Source organism: Streptomyces sp. 8N114 (genome assembly GCF_052245835.1).
GTDB lineage: Bacteria > Actinomycetota > Actinomycetes > Streptomycetales > Streptomycetaceae > Streptomyces.
The window spans coordinates 333,916-353,309 of the sequence record NZ_JBQQBT010000004.1 but is presented as its reverse complement, the minus strand read 5'-3'; the positions used below and the strand labels follow the sequence as shown (position 1 = coordinate 353,309).

The window sequence follows — 19,394 nt, the reverse complement described above, 5'->3', positions numbered from 1 at the left end:
GGCGTACTGCCTTCCGGAACCCTCTACGAAGGACCTGCTACGAAGCGGGGGTGCTGTCCGGGTCCGTACGCTCCAACGCCGGACGGGGCCCCGGTTGTTCCTCAGTCAGCAGCCAGTCGGCGGCCGCCGTGTCGGTCACCAGGCTGGTGACCAGGCCGGAACGGAGCACGGCGCCGATGGCCGCCGCCTTGCGGTGCCCACCGGCGATGGCGACGACCTCCGGGATCCGGCGCAGCCGCTCGGCCTCCACCGTGATGCAGCGCTCCCCCAGATCCCGGCCGATCCGCCGGCCCTGCGCGTCGAAGAGGTGCGCCGACATCTCGGCGGCCACCCCCAGCGACGAGTAGTGGTCCCGCTCCTTGGGGCTGAGCATGTCGTGCACCGTGGAGATCCCCGGCTCCCAGGAGCCGATGGAGACGGCGGCGACGGTCACCTTGTCGAAGTACTCGAAGGCGCGAGCGATACCCGTCTGGCTGCGCAGCGCCGCCGCGGTAGCACTGTCCGGCAGCAGCATCGGCGCGTAGACGGGGTGCGCCTCTCCCCCGGCGACCTCGGCCGCCCGCCGTACGGCCTCCACCGAGCCGCGGTCGGCCGTACCGGCGTCGTACACCCCGGTCAGCTGGACGACGGTGCAGGGCGGCAACTGGCGTAGCGCGGTTGCCATATGGATGGTGGAGCGGCCCCAGGCCAGCCCCAGCACATCGCCGTCGGTGACCAGTTCGCCGAGCAGATCGGCGGCGACCTCGCCGAGGTTCTCCGGGTCCGCCGCGTCGTCCCCGGCCTCGGTGGGCGACTCGACGACGACGGCGTGCCGCAGGCCGAACCGGGCACGGAGCGCGTCCGACCGCTCGGCGTCCAGCTCCGCGGGCACCCGGATCTCGATACGCACCAGGTCACGCTCGAGTGCCGTCTCCAGGACCCGGGCCACCTTGAAGCGGCTCACCCCGAACTCGTCAGCGATCTGGATCTTGGATTTGCCCTCCAGATAGAAGCGGCGTGCCATCGCCGCAGCCTGCATGAGTTCGGCGGGTCCCATTCGCGTGGCTCGCCCCGACGACACCGCTCTCACCTCACTGTCTTGCCGTGTCCGCTGTCGGCGCTCGGGCGCCGCGCGTTCATCCTTGCAGATCCCTTGACGAGTGTGACCGCGGTCACCCAGCGTTCATCTCAGCCTTCCCGGCCGGGCCCCGCAGCCTCCTCGGGGCCCCGCAGCCTCCTCGGCCTGCTGCCGCAGCGCGCGGACGGCCGCCACCGGGTCCTCGGCCCCGTAGACGGCCGAACCCGCCACGAACACATCGGCGCCCGCCTCCGCGCAGCGCTCGATGGTGGAGGCCGAGACGCCGCCGTCGACCTGCAACCACATCTGGAGACCGTGCTTGTCGATGAGCTGCCGGGTCCTGCGGATCTTCGGCAGCATGATGTCCAGGAACGCCTGCCCGCCGAAGCCCGGCTCCACCGTCATGACCAGCAGCATGTCCAGTTCGGGCAGCAGATCCTCGTACGGCTCGATCGGGGTGGCGGGCTTCAGCGCCATCGAGGCGCGGGCGCCCTTGGCCCGAATCTCGCGGGCCAGCCGCACCGGCGCCGCCGCGGCCTCCACGTGGAAGGTGACGGACCCGGCCCCGGCCTCCACATAGCCGGGCGCCCAGCGGTCCGGCTCCTCGATCATCAGGTGGCAGTCCAGCGGAATGTCCGTGGCCCGGCACAGCGACTCGACCACGGGAGCGCCCAGGGTCAGGTTGGGCACGAAGTGGTTGTCCATCACATCGACGTGCAGCCAGTCGGCACCGGCCACGCCGTCGGTGCCCTCGACGCGCCGCGCCTCCTCGGCGAGGCGTGCGAAGTCGGCGGACAGGATGCTGGGGTTGATCTGAGCCATGGCTACCAGTATTCCGTGTAGACGTTCGAGGTGATCACGCGGTACGGCGCAGCAGCGCCAGGTACATCGCGTCGGTGCCGTGCCGATGCGGCCACAGCTGGATGTCGGGTCCCTCCCCCAGGTCGGGCACACCGGGCAGCAGGGGACGCGCGTCCACCGGCTCGGCGGCCGTCGCGCCCTCCTTCTCCAGCCCGCGCAGTACGTCGTCCACCACGGCACGGGTCTCCGCCAGGTGCGGCGAGCACGTGACGTACGCGACGACGCCGCCGACCCGGGCCGACTCCAGCGCCTGCGTCAGCAGTCCGCGCTGCAACGGCGCGAAGCCCGGCACGTCCTCCGGCCTGCGCCGCCAGCGCGCCTCGGGCCTGCGGCGCAGCGCACCCAGCCCGGTGCAGGGCACGTCGACCAGTACCCGGTCGAAACTGCCCGGCGTCCAGGCGGGCCGGGTGCCGTCCGCGCTGACGACCGCCCAGGGCCCGGGGTTCCCGGCCAGAGCGCGGGCGACGAGGCGGGCGCGGTGCGGCTGCTTCTCGGACGCCAGCAGCGCCGCGCCCCGCTCGGCCGCCAGCGCGCCCAGCAGCGCGGCCTTGCCGCCGGGGCCCGCGCAGGAGTCGAGCCAGCGGGCGTCGGCGCCGTCCAGGGGCGCGTTGGCCAGGGCGAGCGCGACCAGTTGGCTGCCCTCGTCCTGCACCCCGGCCCTGCCCTCGCGTACGGCGTCCAGCACGCCGGGCTCACCGCCCTCGGCCAGCCGCACTGCGTACGGCGACCAACGGCCCGGTACGGTCTCGTCGGTGGTCAGCTCCGCGGTGGTGGACCGTCCAGGCCGGGCGACCAGGGTGACCTCGGGGCGCTCGTTGTCGGCCTCCAGCAGCGCCGTGATCTCCTCGCGCCCGCCTTCCCCGGCTACCGCCGGGGACGCTCCCAGCGCGTCCCACAGCGCGGAGACCACCCAGCGGGGATGTGCATGGCGCAGCGCCAGATGCTCCTCCGGGTCCTCGTCGTAGGGCGGTGCGATCCGGTCCAGCCAGCCGTCGAGGTCGTCGGCCGTGAGGCGCCGCAGCACCGCGTTGACGAACTTCGCCCGCCCGTCCCCCAGCACCACGCGGGCCAGCTCGACCGTCGCGCTCACCGCGGCGTGCTGCGGGATGCGGGTGCCCAGCAGCTGATGGGCGCCGAGGGAGAGGACGTCCAGCACGGGCGGGTCCACATCGCGCAGCGGCCGGTCGACGCACTCGGCGATGATCGCGTCGTAGGTGCCCTGCCTGCGCAGCGTGCCGTACACCAGCTCGGTGGCCAGCGCGGCGTCCCGCGCGTCCAGGCCGCCGTGTGCCGGGTCCTTCTCGCGGGCCTTCCGCAGCAGCGGCGGCAGTACGAGGTTGGCGTAGGCATCCCGCTCGTCCACCGCCCGCAGCGCCTCGAAAGCGAGGATGCGGACGGGATCCTTACGCGGACGCCGGTACCGGTTGCCGCCCCGGCGGGGATGAGTGCTCACGAAAAAGGTGCTCCGCAAGATGAGGGATCGAGGCTTCGAAGGGTGAGACCTCCACCCTACGGCCCCGCTGCCCGGAGGCGGCGACCGGTAACGCCCGGCTCAGGAAGCGGGCTCGTCGAAGCGGGCGCCCTCTTCGATACGGGTGCCGCGAGCCCAGTCGGCAGCTCGCATCGGCTTCTTGCCCTGCGGCTGCACCCACTCCAGCTCCACCGGATGCGAGCCCGTACCGACGTGCACCGAGTTCTTGCCGACCCGCAGCTCTCCGGGGGCCGCCCCGTCGGCACCGGCGTCGGGGGCGGGCACGAGCGAACGCACCTTGAGCCGCTCACCCCGGAAGACGGTCCACGCGCCGGGCGCGGGCGAGCACGCCCGTACCACCCGGTCGACGCGGAGTGCGGGCGCCGTCCAGTCGATCCTGGCGTCCTCGACGGTGATCTTCGGAGCGAGGGAGACACCCTCCTCCGGCTGCGGCACCGCCTGCAGCGTGCCGTCCTCGATGCCGTCCATGGTGGCGGCCAGCAGTCCGGCACCCGCGAAAGCGAGCCGGGTCAGCAGATCACCGCTGGTGTCGCGGGGCCGTACCTCCTCGGTCACCACCCCGTAGACCGGCCCCGAGTCCAGCCCCTCCTCGATGAGGAAGGTGGTGGCCCCGCTCATCTCGTCCCCGGCCAGCAGCGCGTGCTGCACGGGCGCGGCGCCGCGCCAGGCGGGCAGCAGCGAGAAGTGCAGATTGACCCAGCCCCTGCGAGGTACGTCGAGCGTGACACGGGGCAGCAGCGCTCCGTAGGCGACGACAGGGCAGCAGTCCGGCCCGATCTCCCGCAGCCTGGCCAGGAAGTCCTCGTCCCGGGGGCGCGCGGGCTTGAGCACCTCGATCCCCTCCTCCTCGGCCCGCTGAGCCACTGGGCTGGGCACCAGGCGCCTGCCGCGCCCCGCACGGGCGTCGGGGCGGGTGATCACGGCGACGACCTCGTGCCGTTCGGAGGCGATCAGCGTGTCGAGCGCGGGGACGGCGACCTCGGGGGTGCCTGCGAAGACGAGCCTCATCAGTGGCGAACTACCTCTCACACGTGGAAAGCGTGGAAAGACAGCCCAGTTTACGGTCAGCGCGCCGTCGCCGGGTGAGGGGGCGTACGGGCACCTGCGCGCCCTGTCGATGCTCCTTCCGCGCCCCCGCAGCGTGACCAGAGAGCCCATCGCGGCGTTGGTCAAGTCAGATTGACCGAACCGAGCGCCGCCCCGCCGACGCGCCGCGGCCTCGTTCCCCCCACATTCCGCACAGCCAGTCACCCCATCCAGCACCACAGCTGAACACCCCCATGTCAGCCGGTCCGAGAGGCTTCTTCATGGCCGACCACGCAACCCACGACGCCCAGGCGCGGGCCAGCCTGCACCTTCTGGTGCGGGACATCGAGCGGGTCCGCCGGCAGGTGGACGCGCTGCGCACCCTCACGGCGCAGCTGGGCAACGTCTATCGCCCACGGCGCACCGGCCCCTCCGCGGGCTTCGTCGTCTACGGCCGCGCTCCGGCGCCGACCGTCAGGCTCGCCCAGGAACTACGCGACAGCGTCGAGACACTGGTGACGGCGGCGGTGGACTTCGACCGCTCGCTCGGCTTCTCCTGGGACGCCGTGGGCTCGGCGCTGGGCGTCACCAAGCAGGCCGTGCACCGCAGGTACGGCTCTGCGCGGCGCGGCACCGTGCGCAACGCGCCCGAGGGCGCGGAGACTTCCGTGCCGGCCGCGTCGTCCGGGCCGTCCGCACCGTCTCCCTCGTCCGCACCCCGGCAACCCGAGACCGTGCCCGCCGCCGCCCGTTCGCTCCCCATCGCTCCCGGTACGGCAGCTCCCCGGCCCGCCACGGTGCCCGCTGCCCGCTCGATCCCGCCGCAGCAGCCCGCCCCCGCGCAGCCGTACGACCCGCGCCGCGAGGCGCGGCAGGAGCCACGCACCGGCGCGCTGCCCTCACCACGCAACGGCTAGCGGCCCGCCCTGCGGCGCTTGCCGACCCTGCGCGACGCCGCAGGACGGGCAAGCGCCGCCCACCGGCCACACCCGGTAACGGCCGGCCCCCACCGGGCGGCAGCCCCGGTGGTGCGGGCCGTTCCACTGCCGCCTACGGCCCAACGGCGGCTGCGCTTGGGCACCCTGCGAATTGGGCGCTTCTCCCCGTCCCCGCCGGAGGCTGGGGGCACCTCCCGCCGGCGGAGGCCAGGGAGCACTCCCCAAGCGCATCCAGACGTCGCCGGCGCAGTGCAACGGCTCGGCCGGTGCCCCAGCCGCCCATCGGCCTCATCCGATGTCCAGCGGATCGATCCGGACGTGCGCGATCGGGCCCTCCCGGCGGGTCAACCGGCCCACCTGTGCGGTCTTCAGCGCCGCCGCCAGGGCCGCGCCGCTGCCGCGGGGCACCCGCACCAGCGCCCGCTCCCACAGCTCGCCTGGCGGCGGGTCGCCCGGATTGCGGGGCCTGCCCGGTTCCAGCACCGGGAGCGGCACGGGGCCCAACACTTGGGCGCCCTCGGGCAGTCCGGCGTCCCGGGCGGCAGCCAGCAGCCCTGCGACGGCCTCGGGCGGGCCGGTGACCGCCGCCATCCGGGACACCGGCGGAAAGCCCAACTCCGCGCGGTCCGCCAGCTCCCGCTGCGCGTGCCCCACCGGGTCCCAGCGCACCAGGGCCTGCACCGGCCGCATCGACTCCTCCGCGACGACCACCACGCTCCCGCCCTCGCCCTGCGGCCGCACCAGCGAGGCAGCGCCCAGCCAGCGGCGCAGGGCCTCCTCCCCGGCGCGCAGATCGGGGCGGCCCAGCAGCGCCCAGCCGTCGAGCAGCAGCGCGGCCGCGTATCCCTCGCCGCCCTCCGGAACGGGTTCGGCGCCCGGGGTTGCGACCACCAGCGCGGGCCGGCCCGGCACCGACTCCAGCACATGCGCGCCGCCCGAGGTCCGTACGGGCACGGACGGGAAGGCCCGCCCCAGCTCCTCCGCCGTGCGGCGGGCACCGATGACGCTGCCGCGCAGCCGCGTCCCCGAGCACATGGGGCAGCGCCACTCCGGCGTCTCCCGGGCACACCAGCCGCAGCGCAGCGCGCTGCCCTCGCCCGCCGCCTCCAGCGGGCCCGAGCAGTGTGCGCACCGCGCCGGCTCCCGGCACCGCTCGCACACCAGCCGTGGTACATAGCCGCGGCGCGGCACCTGCACCAGCACCGGGCCGCGCTCCAGCGCGTCCCGCGCCGTGCGCCAGGCGAGGCTCGGCAGCCGGGCGCTGCGAGCCCCCGGGTCCCGCGCCTCGTCGCCCTCGGCAGCCGTACGGACCCGAGGCATGGCCGCACGCACGGTGTCCCGGTCGGCAGCCAGTGGCCGCGCGAATCCGGACTCCACGAGCTGTGCGGCCTCCACGGTGCAGCCGTGCGCGCCGAGGAGGAACGCGGCCTGCTCGGTGACGGCACGCTGGAGCAGCACCTCCCGGGCGTGGGGCTGCGGGGCTCGCTCCTCGCTGTGGTTGCTGTCGCCGTCCTCCCAGATCGCGGCGAGGCCGAGGCGGCGTACGGGCGCGAACATCGCCGCCCGCGTTCCCACGACCGCTCGCACCGTGCCGCGGCTGACAGCCAGCCAGCGCCGGTAGCGCGGCTCGGGTCCGGCGTCCGCGGTCAGCAGGACGTGCTGTCCCTCGCTGACGAGCGCGGTGAGCGCGGCGTCCACCCGCGCCGCCGCCTTGCCGTCGGGCAGCACCGCGAGCGCCCCCCGGCCCGCCGCGAGGGTGGCGGCCATGGCGCGGGCCAGCTCGTCCGCCCAGCTCTCCGGGCCGGGCAGCGCGGTCCACACGGCGCGGGGCGCGGCCTTCTCGGCAAGCGCCCGCAGGAACGCCGGGCCCTCGGGATAGCGCGCCCACCCGCCCGGCTCGGGCACCGACGGCTTGGCCGGGCGGCGCCGCGAGGGCTGCTTCTCCGCTTTGGCCCGGCGCGGCGGGACGGCGAGCTGGACCACATCGGCGAGCGATCCCGCGTACCGGTCGGCCACCGCCCGGCACAGCTGGAGCAGTTCGGGAGTGAGCACCGGCTCGGGCGACAGCACCTGGGCGATCGGGGCGAGCCGTCCGGTGAAGTCGGTGTCGGCCCGGCGCTCGACGATGAACCCGTTGATGAGCCCGCCCCCTTCACGGCGCCCCTCGCGCTCCCCCGCCCCGAAGCGCACCCGCACCCGCACGCCCGGCTGGGCCTCTTCGTCCATCGCCGCGGGGACGGCGTAGTCGAAGAACCGGTCGAGGTGGACCAGCCCCTTGTCGACCAGCACTCGCGCCACGGGCAGCCGCGCAGCCATCTCGGCACCCCGCCAGGTACGCGGCTTGGCCCTCGGCTGCCGGGCCTTGCTTTCCCGTACGGTCTCCCGGATCAGCGCGAGCTGCTCCGGCGCATGCCGCTGCCGCTCCCCTTCGCCGTTGCCATCACCCCTGCTCACAGCCTCAGTCTCGCAAACAGCACTGACGCCTGCCGCCCACCGACGCAAGGCCCCCGGCTGACCTGCCACCGGACCTGGCCGGCCGCCCCGCAGGCGCTCCCCCTCCGCGGCGGCCCCGCCAAGCTGCCCTCGCACACCCACCGCCGCCACCACAGACCTCACCCTCACACCTCCTCACCCAGTGCCATTGGCACCGCTACCGGCTCCACCGCTGCCGCCGCCCGCCTTGTCGGCAGCTCCTGCGGCGGACCGAGCGTCGCCGGTCACGCGCTTCTCCGCACCAGCCTTCGGAACGGTGACATCCGGCATTCTGAGCAGCACCGCCAGCGCCAGCAGCCCACCGACGGCGCCCGTCCAGCCGACCGTCAGGCCGATCGCCGAGGCATCGGGCAGCAGACCGCCGCCGTGCGGGCCATGCGGCCCGTTGGAGCCGGACGCGTTGCGGCTGCCGTACTGGGCCAGCAGAGTCTGCGCAATGGCCAGCCCGACAGCCCTGCCGAGCTGCTTGGTCAGGGCCGAACCCGCCGTGGCCGTGCCCATGTCCGCGCGCGGCACGCTGTTCTGGGTGGCGATGGTCAGGCCGCCCATGGCCGGTCCCGTACCGAGGCCCGCGAACAGCAGCCACAGGGCGACCAACGCGACCGGGGTCCCGGCCCCCAGCGCCAAGAAGGAACCCGAGCCAAGAGCCAGCAGTCCGGCCCCCGCCACCAGCACGGGCTTGGTACGACCGCTGCGAAGAACGGCGGCGGCCGTGACACGGTTGCCCACGGTCATCCCTATGAGAAGCGGCAGCAGCAACAACCCGGAGACCGTGGCCGAGTGGCCCCGCACCTGCTGGAAGTAGAGGGGCAGCAGAATACCCACCGGCAGCGCCGCGATCTGGAAGAAGAAGCCCGCCCCGAGCAGCGCCCCGTACGCCCGGTGCCCGAAGAGCCGAAGCGGCAGCACCGGCGTGCTGGCCCGTCGCTCCACGGGGAGCAGCAGCGCCAGCAGCACCGCCCCGCCGGCCAGCGGCCCGGCGACGACCGGGTCGGTCCAGCGCACGGCCTGGTCCCCCGCCGCGTTGCCCTTCAGGCTGAGGCCGACGAGCACAAGTGAGAGCCCCGCGCTCAGCAGCAGGATCCCGAGCACGTCCAGGCGCGCCCCGACCGGACCGGTCGGACCGGGCAGACCGGCCGGACCCGCGGTGGATCTACGGTCAGGCAGTGCGTAGCCGAGGACGAGTGCGGCGGCCAGTCCCAGCGGCAGGTTGAGCCAGAACGCCCAGCGCCAGTCCGCGTGGTCGGTGAGCAACCCGCCGACCAGCGGCCCGCCCACCAGGCCGAGCACCATCATCACGGCGAGCACGGTCTGCATGCGCACCAGGCCCGCACCGCGCTCGGGCGGATACAGATCCCGGATGAGGGCCATGCCCAGCGTGATCAGGGCCCCCGCACCCAGCCCCTGCACCGCCCGCGCCGCGATCAACGTGGCGGGCGCCCCCGGCGAGCCCGCAGGCCAGCGACCCGACGAGGAAGAGTCCCAGCCCGCCCAGCAGCAGCCGACGGCGCCCGTACAGGTCGGAGAAGCGGCCGTAGACGGGCACGCTCACCGAGGAGGTCAGCAGATAGGCGGTGACGAGCCAGACGTACCACGACTCACCGCCACCGATCTGTTCGACGATGCGCGGCAACGCCGTACCCACCACGGTGCCGTCGAGCATGGCGAGGAACGCGCAGCCCAGCAGCGCGAGAGTCACCAGGCGGCGACGTGCGCGGCCGAGCGCGTCGTACGGGTCCTCCATCTCCTCAGGCACCTCCGGCCGAGCGCTCACCTCTCCTCACCTCCCGTCTCCCCGGACTGCCCCGCCATGGCCCCGTGCAGAAAGAGGTCGACGAGCTCGGCATCGTCCAGCGGCCCCGGCGCGCCCGATCGTCCCGCGCTCATCAGCATCAGCTGGAAGACATCGGCGAGACGTTCGGGCGCCAGCCGCAGCGCCTCCCGCTCGGGCTCCAGCAGCGCCGCCAACGCCGCACGCGGCGCGGTCAGCCCTGCCTCGCGCTGCTGATGCGCCTCCTCCATGTCCGCGGCATCGGGATCGGGCGGCCGCGTCGCCTTACCCAGGGAGGCCAGGGCACCGGCCACGTCCCCTATCCGGTTCATATAGCCCCGCATCACCTCGGCCGCCTCCGTGAGCCGCGCGGGCAGCGGCTGGTCGAGCGAGATGCCTTCCAGATGCGCGACGGTGTCATCGGGCCGCAGTGCCTCCTCCAGACACGCGGCGAGCAGCGCCTCTTTGTCCGTGAAGACCCGGAAGATCGTCCCTTCCCCGATCCCGGCAGCCCGCGCGATCTTCGCCGTCGTCACCAGGGGCCCGTACTCCACCACCAGCGGCAGCGCAGCCGACACGATCATCGCCCGTCGCTGGTCAGGGTCCATCGCCGGCGCCCTGCGCCGAACCTTCGGTTCACTCATGCTCCGAGAATACGGAGTGAGTGCTCACTCCGTCAATGAGTGAGCACTCACTCCGTCGAGTGTTGCACCGCGGGCGAGTCATAAGGTCAGGCGGCGTGTACCGCGGTGAACCGTTCGACGGCGTCCCACAACTCGCGCTCGCGCGGCGGGTCGTAGGACTCCTCGGACGACCGGGCCGTCCGATCGCGGTCGACGTACGACCCTGTGGACGCTTCGGTGAGGCCGAGGACGATGTCGGCGAGATACCGGCCTGCGGCGGCGCGCCCGGTCGCGAACGGGGTGAGGGCCATCAGCGGCAGGATGCGCCGCATCGCGAACCGGGAGACGGGGCCCGCGTTGCGGGCGAGGCCGGTGCCGGGGACGAACCCCGGGTTGTAGGCGACGACGTCGACCCCGGCAGGCAGGCGGCGCGCATACTCGTGCACGAGATGGATGGCGGCCAGCTTGCTCGTCGAGTAGGCGGTGCGCCCGGCGGACGTGGTGTCCGGCTCGGGGAAAGCGCCCGTGTGGGCGAGGACTTCCGGGGGCCGCCAGACCGGCCCCGGCACCATCCCCATGTTGTGCTTGAAGTCGCCGAAATGCGTGTCACTTGAGGTGATCACGATCCGGGCGGGCACCGCGAAGCAGTCCTGGAGCAGTCGGACGAACAGGTGGTTGGCGAGCACGTTGACGGTGAAAGTCGACTCGAACCCCTCGGGGCCCTCGGTGAGCGCGTTCGTGTACTGCACTCCCGCATTGCCCACGAACCCGCGCAACGGCGGCAGCTCACCACACTCCAGTCGGTCACGAATCTCAGCAACTGCCGACCGCACGCTCTCCAGCGAGCTGAGGTCCGCCTGTACGTGCGAGATCGCGCGCCCGCCCGAGCCGAGTTCTGCGGCCAGCCGGGCACCGGCGAGCCCGCGGGCCACGACGAGGAGATGGGTGTCCGGGGATTCGCGCAGGATGTGCTCCGCGGCGACGCGGCCGATCCCGCGGCTCGCGCCCGTCATGACGGTGGTGGACTGCATGGGTGGCCCCTTCATCGGTCGGCCGACGGGCGACGTTTCATCGATCGGCCGACGGGCGAGGTTTCAACGGTCGTCCGACGGGCGCCAGTTCGCCGGTCGGTCGACGGGCACCTGTTCGGCGCACCCCCACGCTCGCCGCTCCGATCACCGCCGACCAGAGCTCTCCCCGTCACTAGGACTGCCAGTACCCAGCCTCGATGGGCGCCGGGCAGCGAGAATGCCGATATGGCTCCCTTCGCCGCACTCGTGCGCTCCTGGCGCGACCGCCTCTCCCCGGTCGACGCCGGCTTCCCCGTGCTGCCGGGCCGCCGTGTCCCGGGACTGCGCCGCGAGGAACTGGCACAGATGGCCGGCCTCTCGGTCGACTACGTCCTGCGTCTGGAGCAGGGGCGGGCGAAAAACCCCTCCGCCCAGGTCGTCGGTGCCCTGGCTCGAGCCCTCCAGCTCTCCCGCACCGAACGCGACCAGCTCTACCGAAGCGCCGCCCTGCTGCCGCCGCAGGACGGGACGATCAGCGTGCATGTGCCGCCGGGCATACAGCGGCTCACCGCGCGCCTCGGGGACGTCCCCGTCGGGGTGTTCACCGCCGACTGGACCTTGGTGTGGTGGAACTCCCTGTGGAGCGCCCTGCTCGGCGACCCTGCCGAGTTCCCGGCCGAGGAGCGGAACCTTGCCCGCGCCATGTTCGGCAACGGCGCCGCGCTGCCGCCCGTGCGGCCCGAGCGCGGCGAGGAGGCTTTCGCTGCGTCGATCGTCGCCGACCTGAAGGATGCCGCCTCGCGCTATCCCGCGGACGCCCAGCTCGACCGTCTTGTGCGGGAGCTGCGGGAATCGTCCGAGGCCTTCGGCCACTACTGGGCCACGGCGACGCCGATGCCGCACGCGACCGAGCGGAAGACGATTCGGCATCCGGAGGTCGGCGACATCCTGCTCGACTGCGACGTCCTGCTCGTCCCGGGAGCGGATCTGCGCATGGTCACCTACACCGCGGCCGCGGGCAGCCGTGACGCGGACAAGCTGGACCTGCTGCGTGTCACCGGGGGCCGTTCCGTCACCGCGCTTCCGTGACGGGCCGCTGGTCATCACCCGTCGGGGGCCTGGGACGGACGCGCCCGAGGTCTGAGTCGGCTGGGGAGTGGGCGCATGCCCGGCCACTGCCTTCGGCCGCTCGGCCACGCCGCGCCACGCGAGGTGAGCACGGCGACGGGATTCGAACCCGTGAGGAGTTCAGGACTCCGGTGGATTGAAGGATCCCCCGCCCGCGCACCGGGCGCGTCCGTGTTCAGCCTAGGGGCGAAGCCAACAGCGGGACGAGGGATTTACCGAGGGCGAGGGGCCAGGGCAGAGAGGCCGGAAACGGGTACGCCGGAGGCCCGGCACCCCGCCAGCATGGGGTGCCGGGCCTCGGCGGACGAACGGAGGGACGAACGCGCAGGCGGGGGGCTAGAGTCCGGCCGCCTTGCGCAGCGCTTCGACCCGGTCCGTGCGCTCCCACGTGAAGTCGGGCAGCGCACGGCCGAAGTGCCCGTAGGCGGCCGTCTGAGCGTAGATGGGGCGCAGCAGGTCGAGGTCGCGGATGATCGCGGCCGGGCGAAGGTCGAAGACGTCCGCGATGGCCTGCTCGATCTTCTCGTCCTCCACCGTGGCGGTGCCGAAGGTCTCCACGAAGAGACCGACCGGCTCGGCCTTGCCGATCGCGTACGCGACCTGTACCTCGCAGCGGGAGGCGAGCCCGGCGGCCACGACGTTCTTGGCGACCCAGCGCATGGCGTACGCGGCGGAGCGGTCGACCTTGGACGGGTCCTTGCCGGAGAAGGCACCGCCACCGTGGCGGGCCATACCGCCGTAGGTGTCGATGATGATCTTCCGGCCGGTGAGTCCGGCGTCGCCCATGGGGCCACCGATCTCGAAGCGTCCGGTCGGGTTGACCAGCAGCCGGTAGCCCTCGGTTTCCAGCTTGATGCCCTCGTCGACCAGGGCCTTCAGCTCGGGCTCGACGACGAACTCGCGGATGTCGGGTGCGAGCAGCGAGTCCAGGTCGATGTCGGCGGCGTGCTGGGAGGAGACCACGACGGTGTCGAGACGCACGGCCTTGTCGCCGTTGTACTCGATCGTGACCTGGGTCTTTCCGTCGGGGCGCAGATAGGGGATGGTCCCGTTCTTGCGGACGGCGGAGAGCCGCTCCGAGAGCCGGTGTGCCAGGGTGATCGGCAGCGGCATGTACTCGGCGGTCTCGTCGCAGGCGTAGCCGAACATCAGGCCCTGGTCGCCGGCGCCCTGCTCGTCGAGCTCGTCCTCATCGCCTTCCACCCGCCTCTCGTAGGCGGTGTCGACACCCTGCGCGATGTCGGGCGACTGGGCACCGATGGACTCCGAGACACCGCAGGAGGCGCCGTCGAAGCCCTTCTTGGAGGAGTCGTAGCCGATCTCGAGGATCTTGTTGCGCACGAGCGTCGAAATCGGGGCGTAAGCCTTGGTCGTCACCTCTCCGGCCACGTGGACGAGGCCGGTGGTGATCAGCGTCTCGACGGCGACCCTGGAGTGCGGGTCTTCCTTGAGGAGGGCGTCGAGGATGGTGTCGCTGACCTGGTCAGCGATCTTGTCAGGGTGACCCTCGGTCACAGATTCCGAGGTGAACAAGCGGCGCGACACATCGCTCCCTGGGGTTGCAGCGGCTGCTGGCTGAGCATGGGGCGGACCGGTCGGGGGCTGCGCCCAAGCACGGTCCGCGGCCAGTTTATCCATCTCCACCGGCATCCAATCACGGACTCTCGAACTACGAGACGACCATGACCTGCTCAATCCGGACTCCAACGGCGCCGGAAGGCCACCTGAGATCCGGATATGTCAGGGCGTGTCGGTCGGTGAAGGGCCTGGTCAAGAGTGTTGTTCCAGCCTCTTACGGCGACTTCCGGCCCACTCGGTCACAGCGCCGAATTCATCCGGCCGCACGCCGGAAGGAGGGATTCCGCCATACTCACCCACTCACCGGAAGCTCCGGGAGGCGCTCGGCGATCAGATCCCACACCGTCTCCGCAAGCGCTTCCTTCGGCCCGTACGGCACCGGGGTCTCACTCCCGTCGGCGGCCAGCACGACGGCTTCGTTCTCCTCCGAGCCGAACGTCTTGCTCTCCCCCACCTCGTTGACGACCAGCAGGTCACAGCCCTTCGCGGCGAGCTTGGCGCGGCCGTGCGCCAGTACGTCGTCCGTCTCGGCGGCGAAGCCGACCACGACCTGACCCGGGCGCGGTCGGTTGGCGGAGATTTCGGCAAGGATATCCGGGTTACGTACCAGGGCCAGCGGCTCCGGCTCCTGGTCGTCCTTCTTCTTGATCTTTCCGGTCGCGTACGCGGCGGGACGGAAGTCGGCGACCGCGGCGGCCATCACCACGGCGTCCGCGTCGGCAGCCGCCTTGGTCACGGCTTCGCGCAGCTCGAGCGCGCTGCCGACCCGCACGACGTCCACGCCCGCCGGGTCCGGGAGCGCGCTGTTCGCGGAGACGAGCGTCACCCTGGCGCCCCGTGCGGCGGCCGTACGGGCGAGCGCGTAGCCCTGCTTGCCGGAGGAACGGTTGCCGAGGAAACGTACCGGATCGAGTGGTTCGCGGGTGCCGCCCGCGCTGACGACGAGATGCCGCCCCGCGAGATCGGCGTCGGCGCCCGCCGCGCCCCGCAACAGGGCCCGGCGGCAGACGTCGAAGATCGCGTCGGGGTCCGGGAGCCGCCCCTTGCCGGTGTCCTTCCCGGTCAGGCGGCCGACGGCCGGCTCGACGACGAGGGCGCCGCGACGCCGCAGGGTGGCGACATTCTCCTGCGTCGCGGGGTGCTCCCACATCTCGGTGTGCATTGCGGGGGCGAAGACGACGGGACATCGCGCAGTGAGCAGCGTATTGGTGAGCAGGTCGTCGGCGAGACCGTGAGCGGCCTTGGCCAGCAGATCAGCCGTTGCGGGTGCGACGACGACGAGATCGGCCGTCTGACCGATACGCACATGAGGCACCTCGTGCACGGATTCCCACACCTCCGTGGCCACCGGATGACCGGTCAGTGCCGACCAGGTGGCGGCTCCGACGAAGTGCAGCGCCGACTCGGTGGGGACGGCGCGGACGTCGTGTCCGCTCTCGGTCAGCCGCCGCGCCAGCTCGCATGCTTTGTAGGCGGCGATGCCACCGCTCACCCCGAGCACGACCTTCGGCCTGCCGGCTGCCGCCCGCCCGTCCCGCTGCTGCGTCACTCGTCTCTCCCCATGCCATACGCGTCGTTATGCCCCTATGACACACCAGGGGCCCGGCAGCCGCGCTGCCGGGCCCCTGGTGGAAGTGGTGCCGACGGCTACTGGCCCACCGGCGGAGCCTCCACGGGCTCGGAGGTGAGGAGGCCGGCGTTGATCTCGCGGAGCGCGATGGAGAGCGGCTTCTCGTGCACGTGGGTGTCCACCAACGGGCCGACGTACTCGAGGAGGCCCTCACCGAGCTGGGAGTAGTACGCGTTGATCTGGCGCGCGCGCTTGGCGGCGTAGATCACGAGGCTGTACTTCGAGTCGGTGGCCTCGAGCAGCTCATCAATCGGCGGGTTGATGATGCCCTCGGGCGTGGTGATGGAAGAGGACACTCTCTGCCTTCCGAAGGGTGAATTAAGAGGGGATCGATGCGCGGACAGCGCGCTGAGTGCTGGAGGTCGATCGATACGCACTCAATCGATACTCATCAAGGCTAGCAGCTCGGCGCTGACCTCCTCGACGGAGGTGTTGACCAAGGTCCGGTCGAACTCGGCCTCGGCCGCCAGCTCGGTGCGGGCGACCTTCAGCCGGCGCTCGATGACCTCCGGCGCCTCGGTGCCCCGGCCGGTCAGCCGCCTGACCAGCTCCTCCCAGCTGGGGGGAGCCAGAAAGACGAGCTGCGCCTCGGGCATCGACTGCTTGACGAGACGGGCGCCCTGCAGATCGATCTCCAGCAGGACGGGCTCCCCGCGATCGAGGTGCTCCAGCACCGCCTGCCTGGGGGTGCCGTAGCGGTTGCCCGCGAACTCGGCCCATTCGAGCAGCTCACCGTTGGCGATCAGCTTGTCGAACTCCTCGTCGTCCACGAAGAAGTACTGCACCCCATGGCGCTCGCCGGGGCGGGGCCTGCGGGTGGTGGCGGAGACGGAGAGCCAGACCTCGGGATGGGCCTTGCGCATATGTGCGACGACCGTGCTCTTACCGACCCCGGAAGGGCCGGAGAGCACGGTCAGCCGCGATGTGCCGACCGGGGGTGCCGGGGTCTCCCCCCGGGGAACTGCAGAACTCATGCAGCGATTATCCCGGTTAACGCGAGTGCCTGAGACCTCAGGCGTTGGCACCGCCGAACTCGCGCTCCAGGGCAGCAATCTGGTTGGAGCCGAGACCACGGACCCGCCGGCTCTCGGAGATCCCCAGCCGCTCCATGATCTGCTTGGCGCGGACCTTGCCGACGCCGGGCAGGGACTCCAGGAGCGCGGAGACCTTCATCTTGCCGATCACGTCGTTTTCCTGGCCCTGCTTGATGACCTCGTGCAGAGACGCGCCGGAGTGCTTGAGCCGGTTCTTGACCTCGGCGCGCTCCCGGCGAGCCGCGGCGGCCTTTTCGAGCGCGGCTGCGCGCTGTTCAGGGGTAAGGGGCGGAAGAGCCACGCCTACGTCACCTCGGATGTCGAACTGTCGGATACGGATCGGTGAGGAACCTAGTAGGCCCGCACCTGCGGAGCAACGAGCAACGCGCCTGTTCGCGGTGCTCTCGACGGAGACTAGCGGGCGTGAGCGCCGGAGTCAGCGAGAACAGACGAAAAGTCCAGGTCAGCCTCTGTCGACCCGGACTTTTTGGTACATACTCGGCACATTTTCAGCTCTCAGCGTGGGATTCACCGGCTCTCGGGGTGGAAATTGTCGACTCCAGGCGTGCGATTCGCGGGCCTCAGGTTCGGATTCGTCGGCCCCTTGCGCCTGATTTCTCGCCCCCGGACGACCGATTCCCCGGCCCCACACGTCCGATTCCGAGGCCCCGGGCGTCCGATTCCCCGGCCCTTGGTTCCGGATCACGGATGACGGCCCGGGTTCTCAGCCCACGGCGCTGCGTACCTCGTCGGCGAATCCGATCGCGGAATTCCGCAGTCCGGTTGTGTCGGGCCCGTGCCGGAGCACTCCCCTGCTGACGCTCGGCACGACGTTGCGGACCGCGTCGCCGAAGACCGCGGGCAGATCGGCGGGGGTGGCACCCTGCGCCCCGATGCCGGGCGCCAGCAGGGGACCGTTCACCGCCAGGTCGAAGGCCGACAGATCCCCCAGCGTGGCGCCGACAACCGCGCCGAAGGAGCCGAGCGGCTCGGCGCCCGCGTTCCGGTCCGCCAGGTGCCGCAGCACCGTGGCCGCCACCGACGAGCCGTCCGCGCGGACCGCGCGCTGGACCTCCTGCCCCTCCGGGTTGGAGGTGAGGGCCAGTACGAACAGCCCGGATCCGCTCGCGGTGGCCGCCGTGAGGGCCGGTTCCAGCGCGCCGAAGCCCAGGTAGGGGCTGACGGTGAGCGCGTCCGAGAACAGCGGGCTGCCGGTGTCGAGGAAGGCCGCGGCGTAGGCGTCCATGGTCGAGCCGATGTCGCCGCGCTTGGCGTCCATGACGACGAGCGCCCCGGCCTGCCGGGCTTCGGTCACCGTCCGCTCCAGCACGGCGATGCCGCGGGAGCCGAAGCGCTCGAAGAAGGCCGACTGGGGCTTCAGCACGGCCACCCGGTCGGCAAGCGCCTCGACCACCGTACGGCTGAACCGCTCCAGCCCCGCCACGTCGTCGTCCAGCCCCCAGGCGTGCAGCAGGGAGGCGTGCGGGTCGATGCCGACGCACAGCGGGCCCCGGGCGTCCATGGCGCGGCGGAGCCGGAGCCCGAAGGGTTCGGGCGCGGTCGTGTCCCGCTCTGTCGTACCCGGGGCTGTCATGCGGCGTCCTCCTGCTGCTTACCGTCCTGCTGACGGTGCTCGGCGCCGACGGCCTCGGCGAGGGTGGCGTACGGGCTGGCCGCCAGCAGCTCGGCGAGCCCCTGGTGCATGCGGCGCATCCAGAAGGGGCCCTCGTACAGGAACGCCGTGTAGCCCTGTACGAGCGTGGCACCGGCCAGGATGCGGCGCCAGGCGTCCTCGGCGGTGGTGATGCCGCCGACGCCGACGAGCGTGAGGCGGTCGCCGACGCGTGCGTACAGCCGGCGCAGCACCTCCAGGGACCGGTCGCGGACCGGCGCTCCGGACAGTCCGCCGGTCTCGGCGGTCAGGGCCGGGCCGGAGGTGAGGCCGAGCCCGTCGCGCGCGATGGTGGTGTTCGTCGCGATGATCCCGTCCAGCCCCAGCTCGACGGCCAGGTCGGCGACCGCGTCGATGTCCTCGTCCGCGAGATCGGGAGCGATCTTGACCAGGAGCGGGACGCGACGGGTGGTGACCGTGCGGTCGGCCGCCTCGCGTACGGCGGTCAGCAGCGGCTGCAGATGCTCGGTGGCCTGGAGATTGCGCAGTCCGGGCGTGTTCGGCGAGGAGACGTTGACGACCAGGTAGTGGGCGTGCGGGGCCAGTGCCTCGGTGGAGGTGACGTAGTCGGCCACCGCCTCGGACTCCGGGACGGCCTTCGTCTTACCGATGTTGATGCCGACGGTCGTACGGAAGACCGGCTCGCGGGTGGCCAGCCGGGCGGCGACGGCGGCCGAGCCCTCGTTGTTGAAGCCCATCCGGTTGATCAGCGCCCGGTCTTCGACCAGGCGGAACAGCCGCTTCTTCGGGTTGCCCGGCTGACCGCTGCCGGTGACGGTGCCGACCTCGACATGGTCGAAGCCGAGCATGGCCAGGCCGTCGATCCCCTCCGCGTTCTTGTCGAACCCGGCGGCGAGGCCGAACGGTCCGTGCATCCGGCGGCCCAGGGCTTCGATGCGGAGTTCTTTGTGGCGCGGGGCGAGGGCGGCTGCCGCGAAGGTGCGGAGCACGGGGGTGCGGGCTGCCGTGCGGATCCAGGAAAAGGCCAGGTGGTGGGCCTTCTCCGGGTCCATGCGGCAGAAGACGGTGCGGAAGAGGAGTCCGTACATGGGTGGGTGGGTTCCTGGTGGTGGGCGCTCCT

At 72.1% G+C, this 19,394-nt stretch carries 16 protein-coding genes and 1 pseudogene; 2 read left to right on the top strand and 15 right to left on the bottom strand.

Annotation, left to right across the window (positions count from 1 at the left end):
• Positions 1–37: 37 nt before the first annotated feature.
• The 4 genes from ACTWQF_RS12440 to fmt form a co-directional block, all read right to left on the bottom strand.
• Positions 38–1,036, bottom strand: a complete 999-nt coding sequence (locus ACTWQF_RS12440) for a sugar-binding transcriptional regulator (protein ID WP_443279374.1) — start codon at positions 1,034–1,036, stop codon at positions 38–40.
• Between the two features lie 126 nt (positions 1,037–1,162).
• Entirely contained in the window at positions 1,163–1,879 is a 717-nt protein-coding gene (gene rpe, locus ACTWQF_RS12435) for a ribulose-phosphate 3-epimerase (RefSeq protein ID WP_443279373.1), read from the bottom strand.
• A gap of 34 nt (positions 1,880–1,913) precedes the next feature.
• On the bottom strand, positions 1,914–3,371 hold the full coding sequence (locus ACTWQF_RS12430) for an RsmB/NOP family class I SAM-dependent RNA methyltransferase (protein WP_443279372.1): 1,458 nt from the start codon (positions 3,369–3,371) through the stop codon (positions 1,914–1,916).
• A gap of 99 nt (positions 3,372–3,470) precedes the next feature.
• A complete protein-coding gene (gene fmt, locus ACTWQF_RS12425; protein WP_443279371.1) occupies positions 3,471–4,418 on the bottom strand; it encodes a methionyl-tRNA formyltransferase in 948 nt (315 codons plus the stop codon).
• A gap of 299 nt (positions 4,419–4,717) precedes the next feature.
• Here fmt and ACTWQF_RS12420 point away from each other — a divergent pair, with 299 nt between their 5' ends.
• Complete coding sequence (locus ACTWQF_RS12420) at positions 4,718–5,353, top strand: hypothetical protein (protein WP_443279370.1); 636 nt, start codon at positions 4,718–4,720, stop codon at positions 5,351–5,353.
• 309 nt (positions 5,354–5,662) lie between these two features.
• On the opposite strand, the gene ACTWQF_RS12415 is transcribed toward ACTWQF_RS12420, so the two are convergent.
• From ACTWQF_RS12415 to ACTWQF_RS12400, 4 genes and pseudogenes are all read right to left on the bottom strand, one after another.
• On the bottom strand, positions 5,663–7,828 hold the full coding sequence (locus ACTWQF_RS12415) for a primosomal protein N' (protein ID WP_443279369.1): 2,166 nt from the start codon (positions 7,826–7,828) through the stop codon (positions 5,663–5,665).
• Positions 7,829–8,002: 174 nt separating this feature from the next.
• Positions 8,003–9,530: pseudogene (locus ACTWQF_RS12410) on the bottom strand (MFS transporter).
• A gap of 107 nt (positions 9,531–9,637) precedes the next feature.
• Positions 9,638–10,282, bottom strand: a complete 645-nt coding sequence (locus tag ACTWQF_RS12405) for a TetR/AcrR family transcriptional regulator (protein ID WP_443279367.1) — start codon at positions 10,280–10,282, stop codon at positions 9,638–9,640.
• 86 nt (positions 10,283–10,368) lie between these two features.
• Positions 10,369–11,292, bottom strand: coding sequence for an SDR family NAD(P)-dependent oxidoreductase (locus ACTWQF_RS12400; RefSeq protein ID WP_443279365.1), 924 nt, complete (start codon positions 11,290–11,292; stop codon positions 10,369–10,371).
• Between the two features lie 225 nt (positions 11,293–11,517).
• Here ACTWQF_RS12400 and ACTWQF_RS12395 point away from each other — a divergent pair, with 225 nt between their 5' ends.
• On the top strand, positions 11,518–12,360 hold the full coding sequence (locus ACTWQF_RS12395) for a helix-turn-helix transcriptional regulator (protein ID WP_443279364.1): 843 nt from the start codon (positions 11,518–11,520) through the stop codon (positions 12,358–12,360).
• Positions 12,361–12,735: 375 nt separating this feature from the next.
• Here ACTWQF_RS12395 and metK read toward each other — a convergent pair whose 3' ends face one another.
• The 7 genes from metK to ACTWQF_RS12360 form a co-directional block, all read right to left on the bottom strand.
• Positions 12,736–13,944 (bottom strand): methionine adenosyltransferase, encoded by a 1,209-nt coding sequence (gene metK, locus ACTWQF_RS12390; protein WP_443279363.1) that lies wholly within the window; start codon positions 13,942–13,944, stop codon positions 12,736–12,738.
• A gap of 325 nt (positions 13,945–14,269) precedes the next feature.
• On the bottom strand, positions 14,270–15,526 hold the full coding sequence (gene coaBC / locus ACTWQF_RS12385; protein ID WP_443279361.1) for a bifunctional phosphopantothenoylcysteine decarboxylase/phosphopantothenate--cysteine ligase CoaBC: 1,257 nt from the start codon (positions 15,524–15,526) through the stop codon (positions 14,270–14,272).
• A gap of 98 nt (positions 15,527–15,624) precedes the next feature.
• On the bottom strand, positions 15,625–15,903 hold the full coding sequence (gene rpoZ / locus ACTWQF_RS12380; RefSeq protein ID WP_443248832.1) for a DNA-directed RNA polymerase subunit omega: 279 nt from the start codon (positions 15,901–15,903) through the stop codon (positions 15,625–15,627).
• 81 nt (positions 15,904–15,984) lie between these two features.
• Entirely contained in the window at positions 15,985–16,581 is a 597-nt protein-coding gene (gene gmk / locus ACTWQF_RS12375) for a guanylate kinase (RefSeq protein WP_443279359.1), read from the bottom strand.
• A 37-nt stretch (positions 16,582–16,618) separates the two neighbouring features.
• Positions 16,619–16,942: an integration host factor gene (locus ACTWQF_RS12370; protein ID WP_019356158.1), complete on the bottom strand. Its 324-nt coding sequence runs from the start codon at positions 16,940–16,942 to the stop codon at positions 16,619–16,621.
• A 423-nt stretch (positions 16,943–17,365) separates the two neighbouring features.
• Positions 17,366–18,235 carry an orotidine-5'-phosphate decarboxylase gene (gene pyrF / locus ACTWQF_RS12365; protein ID WP_443279358.1) on the bottom strand — a complete coding sequence of 290 codons (870 nt, stop codon included), beginning with the start codon at positions 18,233–18,235 and terminating at the stop codon, positions 17,366–17,368.
• Positions 18,232–19,362 carry a quinone-dependent dihydroorotate dehydrogenase gene (locus ACTWQF_RS12360; protein WP_443279356.1) on the bottom strand — a complete coding sequence of 377 codons (1,131 nt, stop codon included), beginning with the start codon at positions 19,360–19,362 and terminating at the stop codon, positions 18,232–18,234. The genes pyrF and ACTWQF_RS12360 overlap by 4 nt, the downstream gene beginning before the upstream one ends.
• Between the last annotated feature and the right edge of the window lie 32 nt (positions 19,363–19,394).

Bases quoted from the DNA above. Each gene is read 5' to 3' on its own strand.
- gmk (WP_443279359.1), bottom strand. From the start codon at position 16,581: ATGAGTTCTGCAGTTCCCCGGGGGGAGACCCCGGCACCCCCGGTCGGC.
- fmt (WP_443279371.1), bottom strand. From the start codon at position 4,418: ATGAGGCTCGTCTTCGCAGGCACCCCCGAGGTCGCCGTCCCCGCGCTC.
- ACTWQF_RS12360 (WP_443279356.1), bottom strand. From the start codon at position 19,362: ATGTACGGACTCCTCTTCCGCACCGTCTTCTGCCGCATGGACCCGGAG.
- pyrF (WP_443279358.1), bottom strand. From the start codon at position 18,235: ATGACAGCCCCGGGTACGACAGAGCGGGACACGACCGCGCCCGAACCC.
- ACTWQF_RS12400 (WP_443279365.1), bottom strand. From the start codon at position 11,292: ATGCAGTCCACCACCGTCATGACGGGCGCGAGCCGCGGGATCGGCCGC.
- ACTWQF_RS12440 (WP_443279374.1), bottom strand. From the start codon at position 1,036: ATGGGACCCGCCGAACTCATGCAGGCTGCGGCGATGGCACGCCGCTTC.
- rpe (WP_443279373.1), bottom strand. From the start codon at position 1,879: ATGGCTCAGATCAACCCCAGCATCCTGTCCGCCGACTTCGCACGCCTC.
- ACTWQF_RS12395 (WP_443279364.1), top strand. From the start codon at position 11,518: ATGGCTCCCTTCGCCGCACTCGTGCGCTCCTGGCGCGACCGCCTCTCC.
- ACTWQF_RS12420 (WP_443279370.1), top strand. From the start codon at position 4,718: ATGGCCGACCACGCAACCCACGACGCCCAGGCGCGGGCCAGCCTGCAC.
- ACTWQF_RS12405 (WP_443279367.1), bottom strand. From the start codon at position 10,282: ATGAGTGAACCGAAGGTTCGGCGCAGGGCGCCGGCGATGGACCCTGAC.